The 19,933-nt window shown below is 72.7% G+C and carries 16 protein-coding genes; 7 read left to right on the top strand and 9 right to left on the bottom strand.

Annotated features, from left to right (window positions below):
• The first annotated feature begins 38 nt into the window (after positions 1–38).
• The 3 genes from IE219_RS25575 to IE219_RS25565 all read left to right on the top strand — a co-directional run bounded on the left by IE219_RS25575 (position 39) and on the right by IE219_RS25565 (position 2,840).
• Positions 39–533: an SseB family protein gene (locus IE219_RS25575; protein WP_189981601.1), complete on the top strand. Its 495-nt coding sequence runs from the start codon at positions 39–41 to the stop codon at positions 531–533.
• A gap of 177 nt (positions 534–710) precedes the next feature.
• The gene (locus IE219_RS25570) at positions 711–1,535 is read left to right on the top strand and encodes a pirin family protein (protein ID WP_189981599.1); all 825 of its coding nucleotides are present in this window, start codon (positions 711–713) and stop codon (positions 1,533–1,535) included.
• Between the two features lie 222 nt (positions 1,536–1,757).
• Positions 1,758–2,840, top strand: a complete 1,083-nt coding sequence (locus IE219_RS25565; RefSeq protein WP_189981597.1) for an AI-2E family transporter — start codon at positions 1,758–1,760, stop codon at positions 2,838–2,840.
• A 10-nt stretch (positions 2,841–2,850) separates the two neighbouring features.
• Here the strand turns inward: IE219_RS25565 and IE219_RS25560 are convergent, their stop codons facing one another.
• A complete protein-coding gene (locus IE219_RS25560; protein ID WP_189981595.1) occupies positions 2,851–4,968 on the bottom strand; it encodes an ATP-binding SpoIIE family protein phosphatase in 2,118 nt (705 codons plus the stop codon).
• A gap of 137 nt (positions 4,969–5,105) precedes the next feature.
• On the opposite strand from IE219_RS25560, the gene aspS reads away from it, so the two are divergent.
• A complete protein-coding gene (aspS, locus tag IE219_RS25555; RefSeq protein WP_189981593.1) occupies positions 5,106–6,890 on the top strand; it encodes an aspartate--tRNA ligase in 1,785 nt (594 codons plus the stop codon).
• A gap of 187 nt (positions 6,891–7,077) precedes the next feature.
• On the opposite strand, the gene IE219_RS25550 is transcribed toward aspS, so the two are convergent.
• From IE219_RS25550 to metG, 5 genes are all read right to left on the bottom strand, one after another.
• Positions 7,078–7,608: a GNAT family N-acetyltransferase gene (locus IE219_RS25550; RefSeq protein WP_373298884.1), complete on the bottom strand. Its 531-nt coding sequence runs from the start codon at positions 7,606–7,608 to the stop codon at positions 7,078–7,080.
• 71 nt (positions 7,609–7,679) lie between these two features.
• The gene (locus tag IE219_RS25545; protein WP_189981591.1) at positions 7,680–8,087 is read right to left on the bottom strand and encodes an Imm50 family immunity protein; all 408 of its coding nucleotides are present in this window, start codon (positions 8,085–8,087) and stop codon (positions 7,680–7,682) included.
• On the bottom strand, positions 8,074–8,577 hold the full coding sequence (locus IE219_RS25540; protein ID WP_189981589.1) for an Imm50 family immunity protein: 504 nt from the start codon (positions 8,575–8,577) through the stop codon (positions 8,074–8,076). Before IE219_RS25540 ends, IE219_RS25545 begins: the two co-directional genes overlap by 14 nt.
• Before the next feature lie 66 nt (positions 8,578–8,643).
• A complete protein-coding gene (locus IE219_RS25535) occupies positions 8,644–9,150 on the bottom strand; it encodes a hypothetical protein (RefSeq protein ID WP_229849999.1) in 507 nt (168 codons plus the stop codon).
• Positions 9,151–9,345: 195 nt separating this feature from the next.
• Positions 9,346–10,953 (bottom strand): methionine--tRNA ligase, encoded by a 1,608-nt coding sequence (gene metG / locus IE219_RS25530; protein WP_189981587.1) that lies wholly within the window; start codon positions 10,951–10,953, stop codon positions 9,346–9,348.
• 90 nt (positions 10,954–11,043) lie between these two features.
• Here metG and IE219_RS25525 point away from each other — a divergent pair, with 90 nt between their 5' ends.
• Both IE219_RS25525 and IE219_RS25520 read left to right on the top strand, forming a co-directional pair.
• Positions 11,044–11,697: a response regulator transcription factor gene (locus IE219_RS25525; protein WP_189981585.1), complete on the top strand. Its 654-nt coding sequence runs from the start codon at positions 11,044–11,046 to the stop codon at positions 11,695–11,697.
• Positions 11,694–12,812 carry a sensor histidine kinase gene (locus tag IE219_RS25520; protein WP_189981583.1) on the top strand — a complete coding sequence of 373 codons (1,119 nt, stop codon included), beginning with the start codon at positions 11,694–11,696 and terminating at the stop codon, positions 12,810–12,812. The genes IE219_RS25525 and IE219_RS25520 overlap by 4 nt, the downstream gene beginning before the upstream one ends.
• Before the next feature lie 53 nt (positions 12,813–12,865).
• Here the strand turns inward: IE219_RS25520 and IE219_RS31960 are convergent, their stop codons facing one another.
• On the bottom strand, positions 12,866–14,845 hold the full coding sequence (locus IE219_RS31960; RefSeq protein WP_229849998.1) for a VWA domain-containing protein: 1,980 nt from the start codon (positions 14,843–14,845) through the stop codon (positions 12,866–12,868).
• Between the two features lie 271 nt (positions 14,846–15,116).
• On the opposite strand from IE219_RS31960, the gene IE219_RS25510 reads away from it, so the two are divergent.
• On the top strand, positions 15,117–17,192 hold the full coding sequence (locus tag IE219_RS25510) for a PhoX family protein (RefSeq protein ID WP_189981581.1): 2,076 nt from the start codon (positions 15,117–15,119) through the stop codon (positions 17,190–17,192).
• A gap of 73 nt (positions 17,193–17,265) precedes the next feature.
• Here the strand turns inward: IE219_RS25510 and IE219_RS25505 are convergent, their stop codons facing one another.
• Together IE219_RS25505 and IE219_RS25500 are read right to left on the bottom strand one after the other, a co-directional pair.
• Entirely contained in the window at positions 17,266–18,258 is a 993-nt protein-coding gene (locus IE219_RS25505; RefSeq protein ID WP_189981579.1) for a hypothetical protein, read from the bottom strand.
• A 65-nt stretch (positions 18,259–18,323) separates the two neighbouring features.
• A complete protein-coding gene (locus IE219_RS25500) occupies positions 18,324–19,796 on the bottom strand; it encodes an APC family permease (protein WP_189981577.1) in 1,473 nt (490 codons plus the stop codon).
• Positions 19,797–19,933 lie beyond the last annotated feature (137 nt).

Raw genomic sequence — 19,933 nt, 5'->3', positions numbered from 1 at the left:
CCTTTCGGGTGAACTGTGACGCAGTAGGCTCAGGGCCCATGTACGGCTACGAGCAGAATCCCGGTGCGCAGCAGCAGTACGGGATGCCGCAGGGGGCCCCCGGGATGCAGGCCGGGACGGCCGGGATGCAGGCCGGGTACGGGCAGCCGCAGGCTCCCCTCTACCCCGAGCCCTCGCCGCCCTCCCTCGCCGACGCCGTCCGGGCCTTCACCACCGGCACCCTCGCCGCCGAGGACTTCCAGCAGGTCTTCGCGACCTCCAAGGTCTACTGCCCGCGCGGCGACAACCCCGGCTTCCTGGCCCTGCACAACACCCAGCAGCCGGTCATCCCGATGTTCACCTCGCTCAAGGAGTTGCGGCGGTACGCGGGCAAGGAGTCGAAGTACTTCGTGATCACCGGGGCCGAGGTGATCGACCTGCTCCCGACCGGCTACGGCTTCGTGCTCGACATGGAGGGCGAGCACCGGATCGTCTTCGACGCGAAGGCCGTAGAGCAGATGGTGGACTTCGCGATGCGGCGGATGTACGGCTGACGCACGCTGGACGTGACGAAGTGGGGAGAGCGCCCGGGAGGAATTCCTCCCGGGCGTTCCGCGTTCCGGGTGGCAGGAAGTTCATCATTCAACTAAAGTGAGGGTACGAGGACGGGCCGAGCAGGCCGAAAGCCCTCGGCTCCCGTGCTCCTCAGGCCGTACCAAGGAGGTCCCGCCATGCCCGCCGTGACTGTCGAGAACCCGCTCACCCTGCCGCGCGTCGCCGCCCGGGCCGACGCCGCCCCGCGCCCCGTCCTCGCCGTCACCACGGCCCCCCAGGGCGGCACCTTCGACCACCAGGACTCCCAGGGCGGCGGCGGCACCATCACCAACGGCGACACCCAGTGGATGACCGCCGGCTCCGGCCTCCTCCACATCGAGGCCCCGCCGGAGTCCCTCGTCGTCAGCGGCGGCCTCTTCCACGGCCTCCAGCTGTGGGTCAACCTCCCCGCCGCCGACAAGATGATGGCCCCCCGCTACCAGGACATCCGCGGCGGCCAGGTCCAGCTCCTCACCTCCCCCGACGGCGGCGCGCTGCTCCGCGTCATCGCCGGCGAGCTCGACGGCCACGAGGGCCCCGGCATCACCCACACCCCGATCACGATGATCCACGCCACCCTGCGCCCCGGCGCCGAGATCACCCTGCCGTGGCGCGAGGACTTCAACGGCCTCGCGTACGTCATGGCCGGCCGCGGCACCGCGGGCGCCGAGCGCCGCCCGATCCACCTCGGGCAGACCGCCGTCTTCGGCGGTGGGGGTACCTCCCGCGCGAGCGAAGCCGAGCGTGGGGGAGGCTCGCTCACCGTCAAGGCGGACGAGAAGCAGGACGCGCACACCCCGGACCTGGAGGTCGTGCTCCTCGGCGGGCGGCCGATCCGCGAGCCCATGGCCCACTACGGCCCGTTCGTCATGAACACCCAGGCCGAACTGCGCCAGGCCTTCGAGGACTTCCAGGCGGGCCGCCTCGGCACCGTTCCGGCGGTCCACGGGATGGGCGAGTAGGGACCCCCTGAGGGGCCTTCCCCTGAGGGGAGGACCCCTGAGGGGAGGACTCCTCAGGGGAAGGCCCCTCGGAAGGGGGTCCCGGAAGGGCTCCCTCCGGAAGGGCCCCCTTCCGGCTTCCCGGGGCACTCCCCCCGAGCCCCGGGAGGGGCGTGACGGGCCGTCACCCGGACGGCCCGTCACGCCCGGCCGCGCACCACGCGCGCGTGCTCTGATGGACGGGTGCAGACGAGCCGAGCGCCGCTCCTCCCCGAACCCGCCCGCAAGGTCGCCGCCTGGTGCGCCGTCCTGCTGCTCGTCGCCGGTGTCGCCGCCGTCTTCGTCTGGCTCTGCGTCGTCTTCAAGGCGGCCGTCACCCCGGTGCTGCTCGCGATCCTCGGCGCCGCGCTGCTCGGCCCGCTCTACCGCAGGCTGCTGCGGATGAAGGTCAACAAGTCGCTGGCCGCCGCCGTCACCGTCGCCGCCGTCCTGGTGGTCGTCGGCGGCGCCACGTACATCGTCGTCGCCGCCCTCCTGGAGACCGGCGACCAGATCCTCGCCTCGCTGCGGCAGGCCGCCGCCGACATCGCCGACCACCTCGGCGCCGCCGGCACCTCCCTGGAGGACCTCGCCGCCAACGCCAAGCAGCTCCTGGAGAAGTTCGGCGGCACCGCCGCCTCCGGGGTGATCTCCGGGCTCAGCGTCGTCGGCCAGATGCTCGCCACCGCCGTCCTCGCCCTCCTCCTCATCTTCTTCTTCCTGCGCGACTCCGACCGGGCCGCCGGCGCCCTGCGCTCCCTCGTCCCCGCCGCCACCGGCGACACCGCCGAGGCCATGGCCCGCCGCGCCTTCGAGGCCGTCGAGGGCTTCATGCGCGGCACCACCCTCGTCGCCGCCGTGGACGCCGTCCTCATCGGCGTCGGCCTGCTGGTCCTCGACGTGCCCGGCGCGATCGGCCTCGCCGCCCTGGTCTTCGTCACCGCCTACATCCCGTACCTCGGAGCCTTCCTCTCCGGCGCCGTCGCGGTCCTCGTCGCCCTCGCCGACCGGGGCTTCGTCATCGCCCTGTGGGTCCTCGGCGTCGTCCTCGCCGTCCAGGTCATCGAGGGCAACGTGCTCCAGCCGATGGTCCAGAGCCGCACCGTCCAGATGCACCCCGCCGCCGTCATGCTGGCCATCACCGCGGGTGCCTCCGTCGCCGGGATCCTCGGCATGCTCCTCGCCGTGCCGCTCACCGCCGCCGCCACCGGCGTCCTGGTCGAGCTCCGTGCCCGCTACGGCACCCACCACCCCGAACCGGGGACCCCGCCTCCGCCGAACGGGTGAGGCACCCGCCCTACCCCGCCTCCGCGGCCGCCACCGGCTCCACCGGCTCCGACAGCTCGAACCAGATCGTCTTGCCCTCGCCGCGCGGCTCCACGCCCCACGCGTCCGCCAGCATCTCCATCAGCACCAGGCCCCGCCCGCTGGAGGCCATCTCGCCCGGGTGCCGCTTGTGCGGCAGCTCGTCGCTGGCGTCGGAGACCTCCACCCGCAGCCGCCGGCCTTCCTCCCCGGCCGCCACCTGCGCGGTCAGCAGGGCGTCGCCGTCCGTGTGGACGAGGACGTTGGTGACCATCTCGGAGACCATCAGGACCGCCGCGTCCAGCTGGTCCCCGTCCGCCCAGTCGTGCAGCAGCTGCCGCACCTGCTCGCGCGCCTCCGCGATCCGCTCCGGCTCCGCCTGCGCGATCGTCATCAGGGTGCGGCGCGGCGCCGGCCGGGCCGCCTCCACCGGACGGCGGGAGAGCAGCAGGACGGCGATGTCGTCCTCGCGCCGGTCCGCCAGCGGGCCGGTGGTGTGGTGCGAGCCGGGCCCGTGCACCGCCTCCACCAGGCGGTCCGCCAGCTCCTCCAGATCCTCGCCCCGGTGCTGTTCGAGCAGCCGCCGGACCCGCTCCCAGCCGGTGTCCAGATCGTGCCCGCCGGTCTCCAGGAGCCCGTCGGTGCAGATCATCAGCGTCTCGCCGGGCGCCAGCGCGAAGCGGGTGGTGGGGTAGTCGGTGTCCGGGACGATGCCCAGCGGCAGCCCGCCCGCCGTGGGCCGTTGCAGAACCGTTCCGTCGGGCATCCGCACCGCCGGTTCCGGATGGCCCGCGCGGGCGATCTCCACCGCCCCCGTCTCCAGGTCCACCTCCAGGTACAGGCAGGTCGCGAAGCGCGGGCCGCCGTTCGGGCCGCCGTCGTCCCCGTCGTTCACCCCGTACAGGAAGCGCGAGGCCCGCGAGAGCACCGCGTCCGGCCGGTGCCCCTCGGAGGCGTACGCCCGCAGCGCGATCCGCAGCTGTCCCATCAGGGCCGCCGCCCGCACGTCGTGCCCCTGTACGTCCCCGATGACCAGGGCGACCCGGCCCGGCGCGCTGCCCGACCGGCCGGGCAGCCGGATCATGTCGTACCAGTCGCCGCCGACCTGGAGCCCGCCGCCGGTGGGCACGTACCGGGCCGCGACCCGGATGCCGGGGATGCCCGGCCCGAGGACCGGCATCATCGTCCGCTGGAGCCCCTGCGACAGCTCCCGCTCGGACTCCGCCACCCCGGCCCGCGCCAGCGCCTGCGCCAGCATCCGGGCCACCGTCGTCAGCACCGACCGCTCGTCGGGGGTGAAGGCCACCGGGTGCTTGAAGGCCGCCATCCAGGCGCCCATCGTCCGCCCGGCCACCACCAGCGGCACGAAGGCCCACGACTGCCGGTCGAACTGCTCGGCCAGCGGCCACGTCGCCGGGAAGCGGCGCCGGTACTCCTCCGGGGACGGCAGGTACAGCGCCCGCCCGGTCCGCACCACCTCCGCCGCCGGGTAGTCCGTCGACAGCGTCATCGAGCTGAAGGGGCCCTCGTCGCCGTCCCGCTGCCCGTGGTGGCCGATCACGGTCAGCCGGTCGCCCGCCAGCCCGAAGACCGCGAGCCCGTCCGGCGAGAAGCCCGGCATCGACAGGGAGGCCGCGACCCGCAGCACCTCGGCCGTCGACCGGGCCTCGGCCAGCGCCCGCCCCGCGTCCAGCAGGAACGCCTCCCGCGACCGCCGCCAGTCGCCCGTGATCGGGGTGTGCGGCCCGGCCGTGCCCGGCTGCGGGTCCGCGATCTCCTGGAGGGTGCCGACGAGCTGGTAGTCACCGCTCTCCACCAGCGGTTTCGACCGGCTCCGCACCGTCCGGACGATCCGCCCCCGCTCGTCCATGATCCGCAGCCGGGCCTCGGCGAGGGTGCCCTCGGCCACCGCCAGCTGGACCACGCCGTCGATCTCGTTCCAGTCCACCGGATGGAAGCGGGACCGGACGGCCGCCTCGGTGAGCCGCACCGGCTCCGCGGGCAGCCCGAGCAGCCGGGCGGCCTCGGCGTCGAGGGAGACGGTCCCGGAGGCGTTGTCCCAGCGCCACAGGCCCGTCGCGATCGCGGCCAGGACGTCCTCGGTGCGCATTGCCCCACTTTAGGAATATCGGACAGCAGGTCGCCACCGAGAGTATTCGAATCCTGATCTTGAGTGTCCCGGTACGCTTGATGACGACTTAACTAGCTGTGAGTCTCCCCATCGAACCGAAGAGTGGATGAACGACGATGCATCGGTACAGGTCCCACACCTGCGGCGAGCTCCGCGCCTCTGACGTCGGCACCGACGTCCGGCTGAGCGGCTGGCTGCACAATCGGCGCGACCTGGGCGGCATCCTCTTCATCGATCTGCGCGACCACTACGGCATCACGCAGCTCGTCGCCCGCCCCGGCACCCCGGCCTACGAGGCCCTCGACAAGCTGACGAAGGAGTCCGTCGTCCGCGTCGACGGCAAGGTCGTCTCGCGCGGCGCGGAGAACGTCAACCCCGAGCTGCCCACCGGCGAGGTCGAGGTCGAGGTCGGCGAGGTCGAGGTCCTCGGCGCCGCCCAGCAGATCCCCTTCACCATCAACGCCGACGACGGCGTCAACGAGGAGCGGCGCCTGGAGTACCGCTTCCTCGACCTGCGCCGCGAGCGCATGCACCGCAACATCATGCTGCGCTCCGCCGTCATCGCCGCCATCCGCTCCAAGATGGTGGCCCTCGGCTTCAACGAGATGGCGACCCCGATCCTCACCGCGACCTCCCCCGAGGGCGCCCGTGACTTCGTCGTCCCGTCCCGCCTCAACCCGGGCAAGTTCTACGCGCTCCCGCAGGCCCCGCAGCAGTTCAAGCAGCTGTTCATGATCTCGGGCTTCGACCGCTACTTCCAGATCGCGCCCTGCTTCCGCGACGAGGACGCCCGCGCCGACCGCTCGCCCGGCGAGTTCTACCAGCTCGACGTCGAGATGAGCTTCGTCGAGCAGGAGGACGTCTTCCAGCCGATCGAGAAGCTCATGACCGAGCTGTTCGAGGAGTTCGGCGGCGGCCGCCACGTCACCTCCCCCTTCCCGCGGATCCCGTTCCGCGAGTCGATGCTCAAGTACGGCAACGACAAGCCCGACCTGCGCACCGACCTCGAACTCGTCGACCTCACCGACGTCTTCGCGGACTCCGAGTTCAAGGCGTTCGCCGGCAGGCACGTGCGCGCCCTCGCGGTCCCGGACACCGGCGACCAGCCGCGCAAGTTCTTCGACTCCCTCGGCGACTACGCGATCTCGCTCGGCGCGAAGGGCCTGGCCTGGATCCGCGTCGGTGAGGGCGGCATCCTGACCGGCCCGATCGCCAAGTTCCTCACCGAGGAGAACGTCAAGGTCCTCACCGAGCGCCTGGGCCTGGAGCCCGGCCACGCCGTCTTCTTCGGCGCCGGCGAGTTCGACGAGGTCTCCAAGATCATGGGCCCGGTCCGGGTCGAGGCCGCCAAGCGCGCCGGCCGCTTCGAGGAGAACGTCTTCCGCTTCGCGTGGATCGTCGACTTCCCGATGTACGAGAAGGACGAGGAGACCGGCAAGATCGACTTCTCGCACAACCCCTTCTCGATGCCCCAGGGCGGCCTGGAGGCCCTGGAGACCAAGGACCCGCTGGACATCCTCGGCTGGCAGTACGACATCGTCTGCAACGGCATCGAGCTCTCCTCCGGCGCCATCCGGAACCACGAGCCCGACATCATGTTCAAGGCCTTCGAGATCGCGGGCTACGACCGCGAGACCGTCGAGACCGAGTTCGCCGGCATGCTCCGCGCCTTCCAGTACGGCGCCCCGCCGCACGGCGGCATCGCCCCCGGTGTGGACCGCATCGTCATGCTCCTCGCGGACGAGCCCAACATCCGCGAGACCATCGCGTTCCCCCTCAACGGCAACGCGCAGGACCTCATGATGGGCGCCCCCACCGAGCTCGACGAGACCCGCCTGCGCGAGCTGAACATCCAGCTCCGCAAGCCCGTCGAGAAGCCGTCGGCGGACCCGGCCAAGTAACCACCCGCGCCGCCCGAGGGGCCCGGAACCACACCCGTGGTTCCGGGCCCCTCGCGTGCACGACCCTCAGCCCGCCGAGAAACCCCGCGGCGCCCCCGGGCCGCCCCCGGGCCGCCCCCGGACCGCGGACGCACCGCCCCGACGACGGCCCGGCCGGTCCCTTCCCTTCCCGGCCCGGCTCCTCCGCTCACTCCGGGAGCCGCCACCGCGCCTCCCCGTCGTGCACCTCACCGGTCGGTACGAGCCCGGCGGCGCGGGCGACGGCGGCGGAGGCGTGGTGGTCCGGGTGGACGTGGGCGACGACGGTACGCCCCCGGTCCCGCAGCCACCCGACGAGCGCGCGGGCCGCCTCGGAGGCGTACCCCCGGCCCTGCCAGGCGCTCCCGACCACCCACGCCACCTCGGCCTCCTCACCGATGACGGTCGCCTGCACGGTCCCGACGAGCCGCCCCTCCCCACGAGCGCGCACCACCCAGTTGCACCAACTGGTCCCCGCCTCCGGCGCCCCCGCCTCCCACCGCGCGTACCGCGCCCGCAACTCCTCCAGCCCCTCCGGCACACCCCCGACGAAGCCGTGCAGCGCCGGATCCCCCAGCACCCCCACCATCTCCTCGGCATGCCCCACCCCCAACGGCACAAGCTCCAGCCGCCCGGTGACGATCACCTCGGCAAGAACGTTCTCCTCCCGCACTGTTCCGCCTTCCCTCATCGCGCTCATTGGACGACACTTCCGTCGCCCTTGTTCTCTTGGCCACCGCGAGCGATGGAATCCAGGAGCTGAACCCGGGATCATTCTTTTCCTGCGAGGTAGGGGCGTGTCCGGATCAAAGAGGACTCGGACGCCTCGAAAGAGAATTGTGAACCCGCTGATTCGACAGAGACTCGGACGCCCTTGCTTCCCTGGGGGGTGAAAATAATTTCTGCGTCGCGGATACCTGCCTCCCAGCCGTCAATTTTCAGACCCTTCACTCCCGTGAACCTCAGATAAATCTCAACGGTGTTGTACTCCCTGCCTGCCCAGACGGGTGCCGGCTTGTCGGGTAGCTCCGTGGTCTCAAGCATCAAAGTCGCCGACCTGCCTCTTTCGTCGATCTGCGTGTAGTGCAGTTCGCATGCGTTCAGGCGGGGAGGCGTCGTGTACGCGTCCGTTATTTCCTCTGTCGACCCGATCAGGGTCGTCCAGTCAGATCCGCTCATAGAAGGTCTTCTCTTCGGTCTCCGGGACGGTCTGGTAGCGCCGTCTGTCGAGATTCCCCAGGAAGAGGTGCGGGCCTCCGTCTGTGCCGTCAGGGGTGATGCCGAAAGCGCTCACGTGGCCTATGTGCACCGACTTGTGGCTGGTGAAGCGGAGGTCCACTCCAGGTCCCGACAATTGGATCCGGACCCTTCGATTCTTTCCCAGGGGTTCAACCACGAGGGAGGTGGGAGGTACGGGGGGATCCCACCTGGACAGAGAGAAATCCTCCACGGCGAGAAACTTCAGATGACACTGGACGGTGTCGACCTCCGCGGCCTTCCAGTCCTGGGGAAGTCCGGCCGGGAGACCCGAGACGTCCACCCGGAGCGTGATCGCCGGGCCCCGCCAGTCCAGGTTGACGGAGCGCGGGCGAATTTCCTCAAGGGGGGAAGCCGATCCGTAGAGGCCGATGAGGTCATGCGCGTGAATCAGGTCAAGGGCATCGATCACAGGGGTGGTTCTCCTCGGCTTCGGGAGCCTGTCTGGCGGAAGTCGTGGCGGGGCTTCTCGGGGGGTTCAGGTGGTGTGTTGCTTCAGGAAGGCGCCGGCGTGGGCGGCGGCTTCTTCCTTGGTGGGGGCGGGGGAGAGGGGGCTTCTCGTGCCGTCGGCGGCGGTGGCGGTCCAGGTCCAGGCGGGGCCGGCGGGGGTGAGGTCGGCGCGGCCGCCGAAGAGGGTGAGGGTGGTGGTGCCGGGGGCGGGGCGGGTGACCGCTTCGGGCCACTTCTTGCGGGCGCCCTGGCGGGTGATGCCCCAGACGGCGCCGAGTTGTTCATAGCTCGCGCCGTAGGAGCCGGCGGTGCCGGCCGCGATGGCGGTGAGGCGTTTGACCTCCTGGTCGACCACCTTCCAGGCGGCCAGGACGGAGAGGGCGATGTCGACGGGCTCGCCCTTCCACATCTCCTGCTCGGTCCGGCCGGTGCCGCGGGCGCGGAGGGAGGTGGCGAGGGGGGTGAGGGCGTCGTGCAGCGCGGCTTCGAGCGTGGTCAGTTCCTCGGGGGCGGGGCCCGGTCCGTTCGTCGTCATGGGGAAACTGTAGTTTACGGAGCAGGACTGTGGGAACCTTTGTTTACGAAGGGGGGTGGGTGTGGGCCCGCTCCGCCGTCTTCGAGGGGGAGTGCCGATGTCCACCGTCACCACAGTCCTGGCCCCGGCGTGACCCGGGTACGGCGAAGGCCGCCGGCCCGGGGCGGGCGGCGGCCTTCGCGCGGAGTGCGGGCGTCAGTCCTTCTTGGGGTCCTCCAGGCGCGGGAAGAGGACCGCGCCCTTCGTCACCGTCGCGCCGGCGGGGAGCTGCCCCCACGTGGCGGAGGACTGGACCGGCTGGTCGGCCAGGGCGCCCAGGGACGCCTCGGCGCCGAGGGAGTCCCAGAGCTTCCCGGAGGTGTCCGGCATGATCGGGTTGAGGAGGACGGCGACCGCGCGGAGCGCCTCGGCGGCCGTGTACAGGATCGTTGCCAGGCGGGCCCGGCCCTCCTCCGACTCGTCCTTGGCGACCTTCCACGGCTCCTGCTCCGTGATGTAGCCGTTGACCTGCTTCACGAAGTCGAAGACCGCCAGGATGCCGCCCTGGAAGTCCAGCTCCTCGCCGATCTTGGCGTCGGCCGTGGCGACGGCCTTCGCCAGGCCCTCGTGGATCGCCTTCTCGGCGTCCCCGTCGGCCGTCGCGGCCGGCAGCGCGCCGCCGAAGTACTTGCCGACCATCGCCGCCACGCGGGAGGCGAGGTTGCCGTAGTCGTTCGCCAGCTCGCTCGTGTAGCGGGCGGTGAAGTCCTCCCAGGAGAAGGAGCCGTCCGAGCCGAAGGCGATGGCGCGCAGGAAGTACCAGCGGTACGCGTCCACGCCGAAGTGCGAGGTCAGGTCCTGCGGCTTGATGCCGGTCAGGTTCGACTTCGACATCTTCTCGCCGCCGACCATCAGCCAGCCGTTGGCCGCGACCCGGCCGGGGACCGGCAGGCCCTGCGCCATCAGCATCGCGGGCCAGATCACCGCGTGGAAGCGCAGGATGTCCTTGCCGACCAGGTGCACGTCGGCCGGGAAGGTCTCGGCGAACTTCTCCGGGTTCTCGTTGTAGCCGACGGCCGTCGCGTAGTTCAGGAGCGCGTCGACCCACACGTAGATGACGTGCTTCTCGTCCCACGGGATCGGGATGCCCCAGTCGAAGGTCGAGCGGGAGATCGACAGGTCCTGGAGGCCCTGCTTGACGAAGTTCACGACCTCGTTGCGGGCCGACTCCGGCTGGATGAAGCCCGGGTTCGCCTCGTAGAACTCCAGGAGCTTCGGGCCGTACTCGCTCAGCTTGAAGAAGTAGTTCTCCTCCTTGAGGATCTCCACCGGCTTCTTGTGGATCGAGCAGAGCTTCGTGCCGTCCTCGGCCTCGACGAGGTCGCCCGGAAGCTTGTACTCCTCGCAGCCCACGCAGTACGGGCCCTCGTAGCCGCCCTTGTAGATCTCGTCCTTGTCGTACAGGTCCTGCACGAACTCCTGGACGCGGTCCGTGTGCCGCTTCTGCGTGGTGCGGATGAAGTCGTCATTCGCGACGTCCAGGTGCTCCCAGAGGGGCTTCCAGGCTTCCTCGACGAGCTTGTCGCACCACTCCTGGGGAGTGACGCCGTTCGCCTCGGCCGTGCGCATGATCTTCTGACCGTGCTCGTCCGTGCCGGTGAGGAACCACACCTTCTCGCCGCGCTGACGGTGCCAGCGCGTGAGCACGTCGCCTGCGACGGTCGTGTAGGCGTGGCCCAGGTGAGGAGCGTCGTTGACGTAGTAGATGGGGGTCGTGACGTAGAACGCCTTCGCCCCCTGCTTCTCGGATCCAGTGGCCGCCATGGCCGAAATCCTAACGGCCCCGCGAAGATCCACTCACATCCCGGAACCCCGGGGTCCGGAGGGTGGGACGGCGCGGGAAAGATGGAGGGCATGCGTGTACTGGTAGCGGAGGACCAGCGGGTCCTCGCCGGGTTCGTCGCCACCGGGCTCCGCCGGGCCGGCTTCGCCGTCGACACCGTCCACGACGGCGCGGACGCCCTGGAGCGGCTCGCCCTCCACGCGTACGACGTCCTCGTCCTCGACCGCGACCTGCCCCGCGTCCACGGCGACGAGGTCGCCCGCCGGCTCGTCGCCGCCGGCTCCCGCACCCGCATCCTGATGCTGACCGCCGCCGCGGCGGTCGAGGACCGCGTCGAGGGGCTCGACCTCGGCGCCGACGACTACCTCGGCAAGCCCTTCGAGTTCCCCGAACTGGTCTCCCGCGTCCGCGCCCTGCGCCGCCGCTCCGCCCCGCCGCTGCCGCCGCTCCTCGAACGCGGCGGGCTGCGCGTGGACACCGTCCGGCGCACCGCCGTCCGCGACGGACGCGACCTCGACCTCTCCCCCAAGGAGTTCTCCGTCCTCCAGATCCTCCTGGAGGCCGACGGCGCCGCCGTCTCCGCCGAGGAACTCCTCGACCGCGCCTGGGACGCCCACGCCGACCCCTTCACCGGCGCCGTCCGCGTCTGCATGAGCAAGCTGCGGGCCAAACTGGGGGAGCCCGCGCTGATCCGCACCGTCCAGGGCGTGGGGTACCAGCTGTGAGCGCGCCCGCCGCCGCGCCGCGCGGATACCTCGGGGCCGGGTCGGCCATCAGGACCCGGATCGCCCTCGTCTACGGAGGCGCCTTCCTCGGCCTCGGGGCGCTCCTGCTGATCGTGGTGAACGTCCTGGTCAGAGCCGGTACCGACGAGGGGGCGGAGGCGGTCGTGGCGCGGGCCGCCGACGGCAGCGCCGTGGAGGCGTACCGGCTCGGGGACGACATCAGCCGGGTCGCGAACGAGCAGATGCTCATCTGGTCCAGCCTGTCCCTGCTCGCCGTCGCCTGCTGCGCCGTGGCCGTCGGCTGGTGGACGGCCGGGCGCGTCCTGCGGCCCGTCCACGAGATGACCGCCCGCGCCCGCCTCCTCTCCGAACGGAACCTGCACGAGCGGCTCGCCGTGCGCGGGCCCGACGACGAGCTGAAGGAGCTCGGCGACACCATCGACGCGCTGCTCGGCCGGCTGGAGGCCGCCTTCGACAGCCAGCGGCGGTTCATCGCCAACGCCTCGCACGAACTGCGCACCCCGCTCGCCACCCAGCGGGCCGCCCTCCAGGTCGGGCTCGACGAGGACTGCGAGGTCCGGCAGGTCCTCCTCGACACCAACCGGCACAGCGAGCGGCTCCTCGACGGCCTGCTCCTCCTCGCCCGGGGCGAACGGGGCCTCGCCGAACGGGAGGACGTGCCGCTCGCCGAGGTCGTCGCGGAGGAGTACGCGGACGTGGCCGTCGGGGACGGGAGAGGCGAGGGCGGCGGGGTGGGTGTCGTGCGGGGGAGCCGGGTGCTGCTGCGGCAGCTCGTGCGGAACCTCGTCGCGAACGCGGTCGCCTACAACGTGCCCGGGGGGCGGGTCGAGGTACGGGTCGACGGGGGCGTCCTCACCGTCGTCAACACCGGGCCCGTCGTCCCGCCGGACGAGGTCGAGGGCCTCTTCGAGCCCTTCCGGAGAGGCGGGGGCCGCGACCGGACGGGGCCCGGCGTCGGGCTCGGGCTCTCCATCGTCCGGTCCATCGCGGCCGCCCACGGCGGGACCGCCACGGCGGTCGCGCGCAGCGCCGGGGAGGGCGGCGGGCTCGTGGTGGCGGTGACCCTGCCGGTCACCGCCACCCCGGGCACCTGACGCCCGGTGCCCGGGGCACCTCGTGTGCGCGGCGCCCCGGGCCGGGCCGGGGCCTACAGCTCCAGGCCGGCGAGCAGGCCGCGGTAGAAGGCGGCGTGGGCCGTCTCCATGGGGGCCGCGCCCGGGAAGTACACGGCGGTACGGGGCGTGCCGTCGAGCTTCCTGAGGTAGTCGAACGCCTTGTTCTCCTCCTCGCCCCAGACCACGAACCGCCAGTGCAGCGGTCGGTCCGCGGCGGCGGCGAGGGCCTGCGTGGCGGCCGTCTTCGCGTCCGGCGCGCCGTCCGTCTGGAAGACGACCAGGGCCGGGCGGGACGGGTCGGTCTTCTCGTGGTGGGCGAGGACCTCCTCCACGGCGCGGTGGTAGTGGGTGCGGCCCAGTCGGCCGAGGGTGCCGTTGATCTCCTCGATGCCGGTGGGGGAGAGCGTGGCGGGGGTCAGGTCGGCGGTGCCGTCGACGTCCGTGGAGAAGAACACGGTCGTGACGGTCGCGTCCTCGTCCAGGTGCGCGGCGAGCGCCACCGTCTGCTCGGCGAGCCGCTGCACGGAGCCGTCCTTGAAGTACCCGCGCATCGAGCCGGACCGGTCGACGACCAGGTACACGGCGGTCCGCGCCCCGTCGAGCCCCTGCTTGCGGAGCACGGTGCCGGCGGCCTTGTAGGCGTCGGCGAGGTGCGGGGCGGCGGCCTTGACCGCGGACAGTGCGACCGCGGGCCCGGCCGTCCCGGCCGCCTCCGCCGCCGGGACCTCCGCCTCGGCGGCGACCGGAGCGGCCTCGGGGGCCGGTGCCTCGGCCTGCGGCTCCGCCGCCGGTGCCTCGGCGGTGACCGTCTCCGGCTCCGCCGGGACGACGGCCTCGGCCTGCGGCTCCTCGGCCGACTCCTTGGCCGGGGCCTCGACCTCGGCGGTGACCGGAGCGGTCTCGGCCTCCGCCTGCGGCTCCTCCACAGGGGCGGCCTCGGCGGCCGGGGCCTCGTCCTGCACGGGCTCGGCCTTCGGCGTCTCGTCCTGCGCGGCCTCAACGGCGGGCGTCTCCTCCGGAGCCGCTTCGGCTGCGGGGGCCTCGGCCGGGGCGGCCTCGGCGACGGCCGTCTCCTCCGCCGTCGCGGCCGGGGACTGCTCCTCGGTCGCGGCCGCCGGCTCCGACTCCGTCGCCGCCTGCTCCGCGACGGGCTCGGCGGCGGGCTCCGTCGCCTCCGCCGTCACCGGCTCCTCGACCGGCGCGAGCTCCGTAACCGCGGCCGGCTCTGCGGCCGGCTCCGGCTCCGTAACCGGCTCCGGCTCGACGGCCGGCGCGGGCTCCGTAACCGCGACCGCTTCCGTGACCCCCTCCGGCTCCGCGACCGGCTCCGCAGTCTCCGCCACCAACTTCTCCGCCACCGGCTCCGCCTCGGCCTCAGCCGCCGCAGGCTTCTCAGCCTTGAGCCCCACCTCGGCCACCGGCTCAGCCACAGCCTCCGCCGTCGGCTTCTCGGCCACCGCCACCGCCACCGCTGCCGGCTCTACCCCGACCTCGGCCACCGCTACCGGCTCCACCTCGGCCTCGGCCACCGCTACCGGCTCCGCCTCGGCCTCAGCCGCAGGCTCCTCCGGCTCCGTCGCAGGCTTCTCGGCCTCGGCCACCGGCTCGGTCACCGGCTTCTCCGCCTCAGCCACCGGCTTCTCGGCCGCTGCCTCCGCCGCGGGCTTCTCCAGTTCCGGTTCCGGCTTCCTCGCCTTGGGGATCTGGGGGTTGTCGAAGGAGGCCGCGACCAGGTCGTCCGCCGCGCGGCGGGCCTCGTCCTCGGGGAGTGCCGGGGCGGAGGAGGACTCCGGGGCCGGGGTCTTCGCCGGAGGCGTCTCGGGGGTCTGCGGGGTCTGCGGCGTCTCCGTCGCCCGTGCCGCTTCCGTCGTCTCCGCGGTCTCCGCGGTCTCCGCGGTCTCGGCGGTCTCCGCGGTCTCCGTCGTCTCACGCGACTGGGGCGGGACGGAGGTTGCCGGGGATTCCTCGCGGTTCCGGCCGAAGACCTTGCGCAGCATGCTCCGAATACCCATGTGCGAGCCCTTTCGCATGAGTGGGGTGCAGTGTGAATGTCCGTACTGGGCGTTTCGGGACTTTCATCCCTGGCCAGGGCGGATACGTAAGGTTAGCGGCCGCCCTCCGGGGCCTCCGTGCGCCCGTCGTCCACGGTCGCCCCGGATTCATTCGGCGTTCACGCCGCGGCCGTCCCCGGGTCCCTGCGCGCGCCTAGCGTCGCCGCCGAACGGATTCCCGACACCCTGTCGGCACACCATGTCGGCGCAGTGTGCGCCGGAGGAGGACGAAGTGCGCAAACTGCTGCCGCTGCTGAGCACCCACCCGCACGGAGGCGGCCGTTCCGCCCTGACCTGCCGGTTCCGCTGTGGGGACGCCTGCTTCCAGGAGGTGCCCAACACCAGCGACAACGAGTACGTCGGCGACGTCATAGCCGGCGTCCTCTCGCGCCGTTCCGCGCTCCGCGCCGCCGCTGTCGTCACGGCCGCCACCGCCGCGGGCGGTTCCCTCGTGCTCGGCTCCGCGCCCGCCGCCGAGGCGCACGGCCCGGGCCACGGCCACGGCCCGAAGCCCGCGCCGAAGGCCGACGGCGCCCGCGGCCTGCGCTTCTCGCCGGTCGCGCCGAACACCGCCGACCAGGTCACCGTCCCCACCGGCTACGGCCAGAACGTCGTGATCCGCTGGGGCGAGCCGATCCTCCGCGGCGCCCCGGCCTTCGACGCCGGGAAGCAGACCGCCAAGGCGCAGGCCGGCCAGTTCGGCTACAACAACGACTTCCTCTCCCTCCTCCCGCTGCGCGGGGAGAAGGACCGGCAGGTCCTCGTCGCGAACCACGAGTACACCGACGAGGTCCTGATGTTCCGCGGCTACGACGCCCAGAACCCGACCCGCGAGCAGGTCGAGATCGCCTGGGCCGCGCACGGCCTGTCCGTGGTCGTCGTGCAGGAGGAGCGCCGCACCGGCCGCCTCACCCCGGTCGCCCGCCACCACCTCAACCGCCGCCTGCACACCACCAGCCGCTTCGAGCTGACCGGCCCGGCCGCCGGCTCCGCGCTGGTGCGCACCTCCGCCGACCGCGCGGGCCGCACGGTCCTCGGCACGCTCAACAACTGCGCCGGCGGCACCACCCCGTGGGGCACCACCCTCCACGGCGAGGAGAACTTCAACCAGTACTTCGCCAACGGCTCCTCCGCCACCGACAAGCGGTACGGCATCGGCACCGGCGCCACCGAGCGCAAGTGGGAGCGGTTCGACAAGCGCTTCGACCTCGCACAGGAGCCCAACGAGGCGCACCGCTTCGGCTGGGTCGTCGAGCTCGACCCGTACGACCCCGACTCGACGCCGAAGAAGCGCACCGCGCTCGGCCGCTTCAAGCACGAGGCCGCCCAGCCGCGCCTGACCGCCGACGGCCGCCCGGTCGTCTACATGGGCGACGACGAGCGGTTCGACTACTTCTACAAGTTCGTCTCCTCGAAGCGGATGATGAAGGGTGGGTCCCGCAGGGCGCACGCCCACAACCTCACGCTGCTCGACGAGGGCACCCTGTACGTCGCCAAGCTGACCGGCGACTCCCCGGCGGCCGAGATCGACGGCACCGGAAAGCTCCCGAACGACGGCGAGTTCGACGGCTCCGGCACCTGGATCCCGCTGGCCACCGCCTCCGCGAAGGGCGCCGTCTCGCACGTGCCCGGCATGACCGCCGAGGAGGTGTTCGTCTTCACCCGCCTCGCCGGTGACAAGGTCGGCGCGACGAAGATGGACCGCCCCGAGGACGTCGAGCCGTCGCCGCGCACCGGCCGCGTCTACGTCGCCCTGACGAACAACACGGACCGCGGCAAGCCCGGCAAGGCGGGCGCCGACGAGGCCAACCCGCGCAACCTGAACAAGCACGGCCAGATCCTGGAACTGGCCGAGCACTGGGACGACCCGGCCTCGGACGGCTTCGCCTGGCGCCTCTTCCTGGTCGCGGGCGACCCGAACGACCCGGCCACCTACTTCTCCGGCTACCCGAAGGAGAAGGTCTCCCCGATCTCCTGCCCGGACAACGTGGCCTTCGACCCGCACGGCAACCTGTGGATCTCCACCGACGGCAACCAGCTCGGCTCGCACGACGGCCTCTTCGGCGTCGCCGTGCACGGCGAGCGCCGGGGCGAGCTGAAGCAGTTCCTCACCGTGCCGCGCGGCGCCGAGACCTGCGGCCCGCTCATCCAGGACCGCCGCGTCCTGGTCGCGGTGCAGCACCCGGGCGAGATCGACGGCGCCTCCGTCGAAAAGCCGGCCTCCGTCTGGCCCGACGGCCCCGGGAAGATCGTCCGCCCGTCGGTGGTCGCGGTCTGGCGCACCGACGGCTCCGACATCGGCGTCTGACGCCGACCGGTCCCGCCCGCCGGAAAGAGCCCGCCCGCCGGGAAGGGCCCGGGGGCCCGTGAGGGGCTGGGGGTCAGCCGATCCCCAGCCCCTCCCGGAAGCGGACGAACTGCTCCCTCGGGTCGCCGGTGTACGCCCACGGCACCCAGGCCGCCCGCGCCCCGAGGAGCCCCATCAGCTCCCGCGCCGACTCCACCTGGCCCGCGTAACAGGCGGCGTGCGCGAGGAAGTTCAGCTCGCCGACCTCCTCCGGCACCACCGGCGCCCCCGGCTCCCGGCCGCCGATCCAGCGGTCGTACGTGCGCCGCAGTTCGGTCACCGCCAGCTCGTGCTTCCAGTGCTGGTCGAAGCCGCGCACGGGGCCGCGCCCGAGCGCCCCCTCGGCGATGTAGCGGTACTCCTCGACCCGGGCGACCTGCACCAGGACCGGCAGCGGGGAGCCGGGCGGGGCGACGCCCGCCGCGTCGCGGGCGAAGTCGTACATGGCGCCGTGCGTGCCGTGCCAGCGGGCCGACAGGTAGCGCAGCACCTGCACGTGCCCCTCGGTGTTGTACGGGTCGCGGCGGCGCAGTTCGTCGAACCAGTACCGCAGTTCGCGGCGGGGCACGCCGCCCTCGTACAGCCGGGCCACGGAGAGCAGCGACACCCACGGCATCGGGTCGGCGGGCGCGGCCTCGGCGGCGCTCCGGCAGGCGGCCACGGCGGTGTCGACGCGGGCCCGGTCGACGGCGGCGCCCCGGCCCGCGGCGATGGCCGCGTCGAAGACCCGGACGACCTCGGTGGCGGCCCGCAGCACGGCCGCGTCCGGGTTGCCGGGTTCGGCGGCCCGCCAGGTCTCGACGGTGGAGCTGCCCGCGGCGGCGTGCGACAGCAGCCGGACCCGGTGGGTGCGGCGGGCCCAGTCGTCGCCGGTGGCGGCGAGCAGGTCGCGCACCCCCTGCCAGCGGCCGATGACGATGTCGTGCCGGGCCTCGGTCAGCGCGCGGTCGCCGAAGTCGGGATCGAAGTCGGGCGCGAAGCGGCCCGTACGGGACCGTCCGAGGACGCGGCGACGGCGCACGGCCATGGGGTTCCTCCTCTCCAGGGGCTTCCCGGTGCCCGGAAGGGCGGCGGGGACCGGGGGCGCGGGGCTCAGAAGTCGGTGGCGTAGTTCTGGTCGCGGAGCCGGGACGCGGGGCCCGTCGGGGCGGCCTCGCGGGCGGCGGCGAGGGCGCTGACGGCGTCGAGGCGGGCGGGCCGGTAGTAGTCGCTGCCCCGGCGCCAGTACACGGCCATCGGCACGACCCCGGCGAGGAGCCCGCCGATGCCCATGGTGAGGGCGGTGGTGGAGAGTTCACCGAGGGACTCGACGAAGGCCCACAGCATGAACGCGGAGCCCAGCAGCGGCCACACCCCGCCCAGGAGCAGGTTCTTGACGGAGCGCAGGAGCAGCGCCTTGTAGGCGACGACGGCGGCGATGCCGGCCAGGCCGTAGTAGAACGCGATCTGGAGGCCGATCGCGGAGACCGCGTCGCGCAGGCTCTGCTGGAGGGAGCCGGCCGCCGCGGCGGCGGCGAAGAGGGCGAGCGCGGCGGCGCCGACGGCGACGACCGCGACCCACGGCGTGTTCCAGCGGCGGTGGACGCGGCCGAGGGCGGCCGGCAGGGTCCGGTCCCGGCCCATCGCGAAGAGGGTCCGGGTGACCTGGAGGAGGGTCGTCTCCAGGGTCGCGACCGTCGACAGGACCACGGCGACGATCAGCAGCCTGCCGCCCGCGCCCGGCCAGATCTCCTCGCCGAGGACGGCGAGCACGTTGGGCCCGGCGGCCTCGATGCGGTCGGCGGGCAGCAGCACGTTCACCGCGACGGTGAACGCCTCGAAGAGGAGGAAGACGAAGCCGACGCCGACCAGCGCGGCGAGCCCGGCGGTGCGGCGGCTGTTCCGGGTCTCCTCGCTGAGGTTGCTGGTGACGTCCCAGCCCCAGTAGTAGAACGCGGCGATCAGCGCGCCCGCCGCGAAGCCCTCCGTGCCGTGGAAGTGCTCGAAGCCGAACCAGGACCAGTCGAAGGCGACGGCCCGGCCCCGGTGCGCCACCGCCGCCGCCACGAAGGCCAGCAGGACGAGCATCTCGACGCCGGACATCAGGAGTTGGGCCCGTACGGTGAGCCGGGTGCCGCCCAGGACCACGCCGAGCATCAGCAGGAACCAGCCGGCGCCGACGGCGGCGGAGAGCGGCGTCGAGCGGGCCAGCTCCGGGTCGATCAGGGACAGCGTCAGCGAACCGGCCGGCAGCGAGCCCGCCACCATGAAGACGGTCGCGGCGAGGACCAGCGCCCAGCCGGAGAGGAAGCCGAGGAAGGGGTGGAGGGTGCGGCCCACCCACGAGTATCCGGCGCCCGCGTTGACGTCGATCCGGCCCAGCCGGGCGTAGGCCAGGACGATCCCGAACATGGGTATCGCGCAGTACAGCAGCGCCGCCGGACCGGCCGGTCCCACCGCGGCGAACAGCACGGCGGTGGTGGCGGCGATCGAGTAGGCGGGGGCGCTGCCGGCCACGGCCATCACGATCGTGTCGAAGGTGCCGAGGACATTGGGCTGGAGCCCTCTGCTGGTGGTCGAGCGCATGGCGGTGTCCTCGGAGTCCTCGGAGCGGATGGGGGGTTCGGGACGAGGGAGGGGACGGGACGGGAGGGGTGCGGGCGGAGAGGTGAGGGGGTGGGGGCCCGTCGGGCCGGCCGCGCCCGGAGGGGGGAGGGCGCCGG

The organism is Streptomyces termitum (assembly GCF_014650175.1).
Classification (GTDB): Bacteria; Actinomycetota; Actinomycetes; order Streptomycetales; family Streptomycetaceae; genus Streptomyces; species Streptomyces termitum.
This window is presented reverse-complemented; position numbering and strand designations above follow the sequence as displayed.

What these genes read in the sequence shown, in the direction of transcription:
- metG (WP_189981587.1), bottom strand. Translation starts at nt 10,953, where the DNA reads ATGGCGGCCACTGGATCCGAGAAGCAGGGGGCGAAGGCGTTCTACGTC.
- IE219_RS25570 (WP_189981599.1), top strand. Translation starts at nt 711, where the DNA reads ATGCCCGCCGTGACTGTCGAGAACCCGCTCACCCTGCCGCGCGTCGCC.
- IE219_RS25545 (WP_189981591.1), bottom strand. Translation starts at nt 8,087, where the DNA reads ATGAGCGGATCTGACTGGACGACCCTGATCGGGTCGACAGAGGAAATA.
- IE219_RS25505 (WP_189981579.1), bottom strand. Translation starts at nt 18,258, where the DNA reads ATGGCCGTGCGCCGTCGCCGCGTCCTCGGACGGTCCCGTACGGGCCGC.
- IE219_RS25550 (WP_373298884.1), bottom strand. Translation starts at nt 7,608, where the DNA reads ATGAGCGCGATGAGGGAAGGCGGAACAGTGCGGGAGGAGAACGTTCTT.
- aspS (WP_189981593.1), top strand. Translation starts at nt 5,106, where the DNA reads ATGCATCGGTACAGGTCCCACACCTGCGGCGAGCTCCGCGCCTCTGAC.
- IE219_RS31960 (WP_229849998.1), bottom strand. Translation starts at nt 14,845, where the DNA reads ATGGGTATTCGGAGCATGCTGCGCAAGGTCTTCGGCCGGAACCGCGAG.
- IE219_RS25535 (WP_229849999.1), bottom strand. Translation starts at nt 9,150, where the DNA reads ATGACGACGAACGGACCGGGCCCCGCCCCCGAGGAACTGACCACGCTC.
- IE219_RS25575 (WP_189981601.1), top strand. Translation starts at nt 39, where the DNA reads ATGTACGGCTACGAGCAGAATCCCGGTGCGCAGCAGCAGTACGGGATG.
- IE219_RS25500 (WP_189981577.1), bottom strand. Translation starts at nt 19,796, where the DNA reads ATGCGCTCGACCACCAGCAGAGGGCTCCAGCCCAATGTCCTCGGCACC.
- IE219_RS25525 (WP_189981585.1), top strand. Translation starts at nt 11,044, where the DNA reads ATGCGTGTACTGGTAGCGGAGGACCAGCGGGTCCTCGCCGGGTTCGTC.
- IE219_RS25560 (WP_189981595.1), bottom strand. Translation starts at nt 4,968, where the DNA reads ATGCGCACCGAGGACGTCCTGGCCGCGATCGCGACGGGCCTGTGGCGC.